The sequence below is a fragment of the Cellvibrio sp. genome, assembly GCF_053579595.1.
Genome location: NZ_JBRFPI010000204.1, coordinates 1 through 8,174, shown reverse-complemented (window position 1 = coordinate 8,174; position 8,174 = coordinate 1). Strand labels below are relative to the sequence as shown.

Annotated in this window: 5 protein-coding genes; all 5 read left to right on the top strand. The window is 47.5% G+C overall.

Annotated elements, in window-relative coordinates; genetic code table 11:
- A partial coding sequence (locus tag ACWA6V_RS13155) for a glycoside hydrolase family 43 protein (protein ID WP_449522918.1) occupies nt 1–1,441 on the top strand: 1,441 nt, incomplete at its 5' end.
- A 125-nt stretch (nt 1,442–1,566) separates the two neighbouring features.
- Nucleotides 1,567–3,480 carry an endo-1,4-beta-xylanase gene (locus ACWA6V_RS13150; protein WP_449522917.1) on the top strand — a complete coding sequence of 638 codons (1,914 nt, stop codon included), beginning with the start codon at nt 1,567–1,569 and terminating at the stop codon, nt 3,478–3,480.
- 98 nt (nt 3,481–3,578) lie between these two features.
- The gene (locus tag ACWA6V_RS13145) at nt 3,579–5,651 is read left to right on the top strand and encodes a beta-xylosidase family glycoside hydrolase (protein ID WP_449522916.1); all 2,073 of its coding nucleotides are present in this window, start codon (nt 3,579–3,581) and stop codon (nt 5,649–5,651) included.
- A gap of 128 nt (nt 5,652–5,779) precedes the next feature.
- Nucleotides 5,780–7,750 (top strand): non-reducing end alpha-L-arabinofuranosidase family hydrolase, encoded by a 1,971-nt coding sequence (locus ACWA6V_RS13140; RefSeq protein ID WP_449522915.1) that lies wholly within the window; start codon nt 5,780–5,782, stop codon nt 7,748–7,750.
- 230 nt (nt 7,751–7,980) lie between these two features.
- Nucleotides 7,981–8,174: cellulose binding domain-containing protein (locus ACWA6V_RS13135; RefSeq protein WP_449522914.1), on the top strand; the 194-nt coding region annotated here is incomplete at its 3' end.

Sequence of the window (8,174 nt, the reverse complement as noted above, 5' to 3'; positions counted from 1 at the left end):
GGTGATTCGCGTCGGCAATACCTATTACATGAGCAGCACCACCATGCACATGAACCCCGGTGTGCCGATCATGAAGTCCACCGATTTGGTGAATTGGTCGCTGGTGAATTACGCCTACAACACCTTGGATAACACCAACGCACTCAATTTGGAAAATGGCCAAAACGCCTATGGCAAAGGTTCCTGGGCGAGCAGTATTCGCCATGTGGATGGAATCTATTATGTCAGCACCTTTTCCTACACCACCAACAAAACTTATATCTACAAAACCACCAATATTGAGCGGGGTCCCTGGACAACGTCGGTGTTAAATGGGTTGTATCACGACTGCTCATTATTTTTTGAAAACGGTCGTGCATTTCTCGCGTACGGTATCGATGACATAAAAATTATCGAACTCACCGCCGATGCTTCTGCGATTAAACCCGGTGGTTTAAATCAAACCATTATTTCCAAATCTTCTGCGGTAGCGGGCACCAATTTTATTGTGCGCCCCGAGGGCACGCACCTGCAAAAAATCAATGGCCGCTATTACGTATCCTTGATCACCTGGCCGTCCGGAAAATCGCGCACGCAATTAATTTTTCGCGCAAACAATTTGACCGGGCCTTATGAAGGACGTGTTGCCTTGCAAGACCAAGGTGTAGCCCAGGGTGGATTAATTGATACGCCTACCGGTAATTGGTACGCCTATTTATTCCGCGATTCCGGTGCAGTAGGGCGCATTCCTTATTTGGTTCCTGTGAGCTGGCAAGACGGTTGGCCGGTGATGGGCGTCGGTGGCAAGGTCCCACAAAAACTGGGCTTCACTGTAGAAAATAAAGGTCTGGCAGGCATTGTGACGAGCGATGAATTTAATCAGGGTGTGCAGAGTTCTTCTGTGTTGCCATTGCAATGGCAATGGAATCACAACCCCGATAACTCAGCTTGGTCGCTGCTTGCTCGCCCCGGTTATTTGCGCCTGACAACGAAACGCACAGCGGGCAATTTTGAAGCCGCGCGCAACTCGCTTACCCAACGCACCTTTGGTCCGCAAAGTTCAGCGCGTATTGCACTGGAAACTGCGGCGATGAAAGACGGTGATTATGCCGGTTTAGGCGCGCTGCAAACACGTTACGGATTTGTAGGCGTTAATAAATCCAACGGTACCAAATCGATTGTGATGGTGGATACCACATCCGGTACACCGCAAGAAATTACACGCATAGGTTTGTTCCAGGATCGCGTGTATTTCCGCATTGATATGAATTTTGTCAACCAAACGGATCAAGCGAAATTTTATTACAGTCTGGATGGCAATAATTGGGTGGCGATCGGCAACACCCTGCGCATGACCTACGACCTCAAGCATTTTATGGGGTATAGATTTGCGCTGTTTAATTACGCTACCCAGTCTACGGGCGGTTATGTGGATTTTGACTACTATCGCATAAGCCCATAAAAACATCGGTTCGGTCAATAACAATATCTGATCACAATCAGAAATGCGGTCTAACAGAAAGTGTTTATGCAGTGCTTTCACTAGAGAACTTTTTTATAAAGAACTTTCGCAATTAACGGAGACTAATGATGAATAAGCAAAAAAACTCCGCCAGATTATTATCGCAACTGGTTAAAAACCGTTGCGCGGTAATTGGCTTGGGTGCAAGCCTGTTGGCGATGACCAATCTGGCTTCAGCAGCCTGTACTTATACAATTGAAAGTGAATGGAGCAATGGTTTTGTTGCCAATATCACTATCAAAAATGATACCGCTGCACCCATTAGTAATTGGAGTGTGAATTGGGGTTACTCTACTAACCGTATCAGTGGTACCTGGAATGCAACCGTTTCCGGATCAAATCCCTATACCGCATCCAACGTTGCCTGGAATGGCAATATTGCCGTAGGCCAGTCAGTATCTTTTGGCTTTCAGGGAAACAAAAACGGTGGCGCTGCTGAGCGTCCAACCGTAAATGGAACTGCGTGTGGCGCTGCTGCGTCTTCTGTGCCTCGCTCCAGCGTTGCGCCTAGCTCAGTTGCCCGTTCCAGTGTTGCCCCCAGCTCTGTCGCTCGTTCAAGTGTCGCGCCCAGTTCACAACCCGTTATCGCGAGCAGTCGTTCATCCTCGTCTGCAGGCTACACTGTTCCCGCAAATAATTTTGCGCAAAATGGTGGAGTCGAAAATGGTTTGACTAACTGGTCAACAACAGCCGGTACTGTCGCTCGCTCAACGGCCGATAAACGCAGCGGTTCTGCCAGCGCATTAATTACTGGTCGCACCGGCAGTTGGAACGGTTTAACGTTCGCTACAGGCTCACTGGTTAACGGTAGCCAATACGATGTTGCCGTGTGGGTAAAACTCGCACCGGGTACACCGGACAGCGTTGTGCAACTCACCGGAAAACGTCAGGAAGATAGCGACACTTCTACTTACAACGAATACACCCAAGTGGCGACTGCAACTGCATCGTCTACCGAGTGGCGTTTGCTGCAAGGTTATTACACCCAATCAGGTTCGACTGCATTCCAACATTTCATTATCGAAGCAACTGATGCAACCATCAGCTACTACGCCGATGATTTTTCTATTGGTGGTCAAGCGCCTGCTTCCAGTTCTTCAAGCAGCTCATCACGTGCGTCAAGCAGTGCTCCTGCTACCAAAAAATTCATTGGTAACATTACAACTTCCGGTGCAGTGAGATCGGATTTCAATCGTTACTGGAATCAAATTACCGGTGAAAATGAAGGTAAATGGGGTTCAGTTGAAGGCACCCGCGACGTTTATAACTGGGCACCGGTTGATCGTATCTATGCCTACGCGCGTGCAAATAATATCCCTGTAAAAGCACATACCTTTGTGTGGGGTGCGCAATCACCTTCATGGATTAATAATTTGAGCGCTGCCGATACTGCCGCTGAAATTGAAGAGTGGATTCGCGATTACTGCACCCGTTACCCGGACACTGCAATGATCGACGTAGTGAACGAAGCCGTTCCCGGTCACCAGCCAGCTGGCTATGCACAAAAAGCATTTGGTAATAACTGGATTCAACGTGTATTCCAATTGGCTCGCCAATATTGCCCTAACTCAATCTTGATTCTGAACGACTATAACAACATTCGTTGGCAGCACGAGCAGTTTATTACGCTCGCAAAAGCACAAGGAAACTATATCGATGCAGTTGGTCTGCAAGCGCATGAATTGAAGGGTATGACCGCAGCGCAAGTGAAAACCGCGATCGACAATATTTGGAATCAAGTTGGCAAGCCTATTTATATTTCTGAATACGATATCGGCGATACCAATGACCAAGTGCAACTGCAAAACTTCCAGGCGCATTTCCCTGTGTTCTGGGATCACCCGCACGTTAAAGGCATCACCATTTGGGGTTATGTGAATGGCAGAACCTGGATTGAAGGCTCAGGCTTGATTCAGGATAACGGCACTCCACGCCCTGCAATGACCTGGTTATTAAACAACTACATCAATAAGCAGTAATTAGTCGATTTAACTTGCGATTCATAAAAAAGGATTTTTATGAATCGCACTAATGTTCAAACACACCCCACCTTTAAAAATAATTAGGGAGAATTCCCATGCGCATTTTTTATAAATCGGGCGCTCGCGTTAGTGTGCCGCTCGCAAAAATATCCGGTAGTTGTTTTGCATTATTATTGGCGATGAATGCCCAAGCCGCGTGCCAATATCAAGTCACCAACCAATGGAATAATGGTTTTACGGCGGCGATCAAAATAACCAATAACACGACAACAGCAATCAATGGCTGGTCGGTTAATTGGCAGTACTCCAGTGATAACCGAATTAGCAATAGTTGGAATGCAAACGTCTCGGGCAGCAATCCTTATTCTGCAACTCAATTGAGTTGGAATAGCAGCATTCAACCAAACCAAACAGTGGAGTTTGGTTTTCAGGGCACCAAGGGGTCAGCGAATGCCGAAATTCCCACCCTTAATGGTGCTCCCTGTGGCGGCGTAACGCCGGTATCTTCTGCGCGCTCGTCGGTACGTCCATCTTCTGCGGCTGTGTCTTCCCTGCGCTCATCAACAACATCGGTTGCAGTGTCTTCGCTGGCATCCTCCGTTGTAATAGCGAGTTCAAAACCGGCCAGCAGTTTGGCGGCCTCGTCAAAAAGTGTCAGCTCATCATCTGCGGCAGGTTTGATTGAAGCGAGTAATCCGAATATTTGGGCGGATGTACCTGACCCATCGGTGATTCGCGTCGGCAATACCTATTACATGAGCAGCACCACCATGCACATGAACCCCGGTGTGCCGATCATGAAGTCCACCGATTTGGTGAATTGGTCGCTGGTGAATTACGCCTACAACACCTTGGATAACACCAACGCACTCAATTTGGAAAATGGCCAAAACGCCTATGGCAAAGGTTCCTGGGCGAGCAGTATTCGCCATGTGGATGGAATCTATTATGTCAGCACCTTTTCCTACACCACCAACAAAACTTATATCTACAAAACCACCAATATTGAGCGGGGTCCCTGGACAACGTCGGTGTTAAATGGGTTGTATCACGACTGCTCATTATTTTTTGAAAACGGTCGTGCATTTCTCGCGTACGGTATCGATGACATAAAAATTATCGAACTCACCGCCGATGCTTCTGCGATTAAACCCGGTGGTTTAAATCAAACCATTATTTCCAAATCTTCTGCGGTAGCGGGCACCAATTTTATTGTGCGCCCCGAGGGCACGCACCTGCAAAAAATCAATGGCCGCTATTACGTATCCTTGATCACCTGGCCGTCCGGAAAATCGCGCACGCAATTAATTTTTCGCGCAAACAATTTGACCGGGCCTTATGAAGGACGTGTTGCCTTGCAAGACCAAGGTGTAGCCCAGGGTGGATTAATTGATACGCCTACCGGTAATTGGTACGCCTATTTATTCCGCGATTCCGGTGCAGTAGGGCGCATTCCTTATTTGGTTCCTGTGAGCTGGCAAGACGGTTGGCCGGTGATGGGCGTCGGTGGCAAGGTCCCACAAAAACTGGGCTTCACTGTAGAAAATAAAGGTCTGGCAGGCATTGTGACGAGCGATGAATTTAATCAGGGTGTGCAGAGTTCTTCTGTGTTGCCATTGCAATGGCAATGGAATCACAACCCCGATAACTCAGCTTGGTCGCTGCTTGCTCGCCCCGGTTATTTGCGCCTGACAACGAAACGCACAGCGGGCAATTTTGAAGCCGCGCGCAACTCGCTTACCCAACGCACCTTTGGTCCGCAAAGTTCAGCGCGTATTGCACTGGAAACTGCGGCGATGAAAGACGGTGATTATGCCGGTTTAGGCGCGCTGCAAACACGTTACGGATTTGTAGGCGTTAATAAATCCAACGGTACCAAATCGATTGTGATGGTGGATACCACATCCGGTACACCGCAAGAAATTACACGCATAGGTTTGTTCCAGGATCGCGTGTATTTCCGCATTGATATGAATTTTGTCAACCAAACGGATCAAGCGAAATTTTATTACAGTCTGGATGGCAATAATTGGGTGGCGATCGGCAACACCCTGCGCATGACCTACGACCTCAAGCATTTTATGGGGTATAGATTTGCGCTGTTTAATTACGCTACCCAGTCTACGGGCGGTTATGTGGATTTTGACTACTATCGCATAAGCCCATAAAAACATCGGTTCGGTCAATAACAATATCTGATCACAATCAGAAATGCGGTCTAACAGAAAGTGTTTATGCAGTGCTTTCACTAGAGAACTTTTTTATAAAGAACTTTCGCAATTAACGGAGACTAATGATGAATAAGCAAAAAAACTCCGCCAGATTATTATCGCAACTGGTTAAAAACCGTTGCGCGGTAATTGGCTTGGGTGCAAGCCTGTTGGCGATGACCAATCTGGCTTCAGCAGCCTGTACTTATACAATTGAAAGTGAATGGAGCAATGGTTTTGTTGCCAATATCACTATCAAAAATGATACCGCTGCACCCATTAGTAATTGGAGTGTGAATTGGGGTTACTCTACTAACCGTATCAGTGGTACCTGGAATGCAACCGTTTCCGGATCAAATCCCTATACCGCATCCAACGTTGCCTGGAATGGCAATATTGCCGTAGGCCAGTCAGTATCTTTTGGCTTTCAGGGAAACAAAAACGGTGGCGCTGCTGAGCGTCCAACCGTAAATGGAACTGCGTGTGGCGCTGCTGCGTCTTCTGTGCCTCGCTCCAGCGTTGCGCCTAGCTCAGTTGCCCGTTCCAGTGTTGCCCCCAGCTCTGTCGCTCGTTCAAGTGTCGCGCCCAGTTCACAACCCGTTATCGCGAGCAGTCGTTCATCCTCGTCTGCAGGCTACACTGTTCCCGCAAATAATTTTGCGCAAAATGGTGGAGTCGAAAATGGTTTGACTAACTGGTCAACAACAGCCGGTACTGTCGCTCGCTCAACGGCCGATAAACGCAGCGGTTCTGCCAGCGCATTAATTACTGGTCGCACCGGCAGTTGGAACGGTTTAACGTTCGCTACAGGCTCACTGGTTAACGGTAGCCAATACGATGTTGCCGTGTGGGTAAAACTCGCACCGGGTACACCGGACAGCGTTGTGCAACTCACCGGAAAACGTCAGGAAGATAGCGACACTTCTACTTACAACGAATACACCCAAGTGGCGACTGCAACTGCATCGTCTACCGAGTGGCGTTTGCTGCAAGGTTATTACACCCAATCAGGTTCGACTGCATTCCAACATTTCATTATCGAAGCAACTGATGCAACCATCAGCTACTACGCCGATGATTTTTCTATTGGTGGTCAAGCGCCTGCTTCCAGTTCTTCCAGCAGTTCTTCTTCAAGCACACCGTCGCAAACCTGTGAGTTGAAAGCACCACTGCAATGGACTTCAACCGGGCCGTTGATTAGCCCGAAAAATGCAAACTGGAAATCCATTAAAGATCCTTCAGTGGTGAAATATAACGGCACCTATCATGTGTACGCGACCTACTACGATACCGCCTACAAATCGATGTACACCAGCTTCACCGATTGGAATAACGCTCAGGCTGCGCCACATATTTCCATGAACGGTACCACCGTAGGTAATACTGTTGCACCACAAGTGTTTTTCTTCCGTCCGCACAACAAGTGGTATTTGATTACCCAGTGGGGCGGTGCTTACTCAACGACTGATGATATTAGTAGACCTAACTGGTCTGCTAAAAAGAAATTGCTGCAAGGCGAACCTGCAAACTCGTTGGATTTCTGGGTGATTTGTAACGCTACTCACTGCTACTTGTATTTCTCACGTGATGACGGCGTGCTCTACATGTCTAAAACCACCATCGGCAATTTCCCCAATTTCTCGGGTTATACCATCGTGATGGAAGATCATCGCGGCAATGGCAATCAGTATTTATTTGAAGCACCAAACGTTTACAAACTCGATGGTCAAAATAAATATTTGTTGATGGTTGAGGCATGGCCAAGTGGTCCACGCATGTTCCGCTCATGGACATCATCCAGTTTGGATGGCCCATGGACAGCACTTGCTGATACCGATGCGAATCCGTTTGCAGGTAATCGCAACGTGGAATGGCCTGGTGGAAAATGGGCTAACGGCATCAGCCATGGTGAGTTGATTCGTTCAGGTTACGACGAGCGTCTGACTGTTGATCCTTGTAATTTAGAGTTCCTTTATCAAGGCGAAGCAGGTCCTAGCCCAGACGGTAATTACAACACCATTCCATACAAACTTGGTTTGTTGCGTTTAAAGAAATAATGTTTGCGGCTACCCGGTAAGTTTCTCCCCGCTTTGGTAAATCCCAAAGCGGGGTTCGGTTCCCTCAAATACCGACAATGACTGTGTTTTTTAGTATTCATCAACGAACAACAATAACGATCAGAATAAAAAAATAAAAATTTACTATCGTCAGCCAACCCTACTTCGGTATCGCGAATTATTGTTCGGCACTCGCGATTTTCTAATACCTTTTATGAAGGAATAAAACCATGAACGCATGTAAATCCAGCGCACATCAGCGGCTGCAACATTTAAAACGACCACTTGTATTTCTCGGTATGGCGACTGCACTGGCTGCAGCGGCACAGACTGCATCGGCTGCTTGTACTTATCAAATCGATAACGAATGGAGCAATGGTTTCGTCGCCAGTATCCAAATAAAAAATGAAACAGCGGCGTCAGT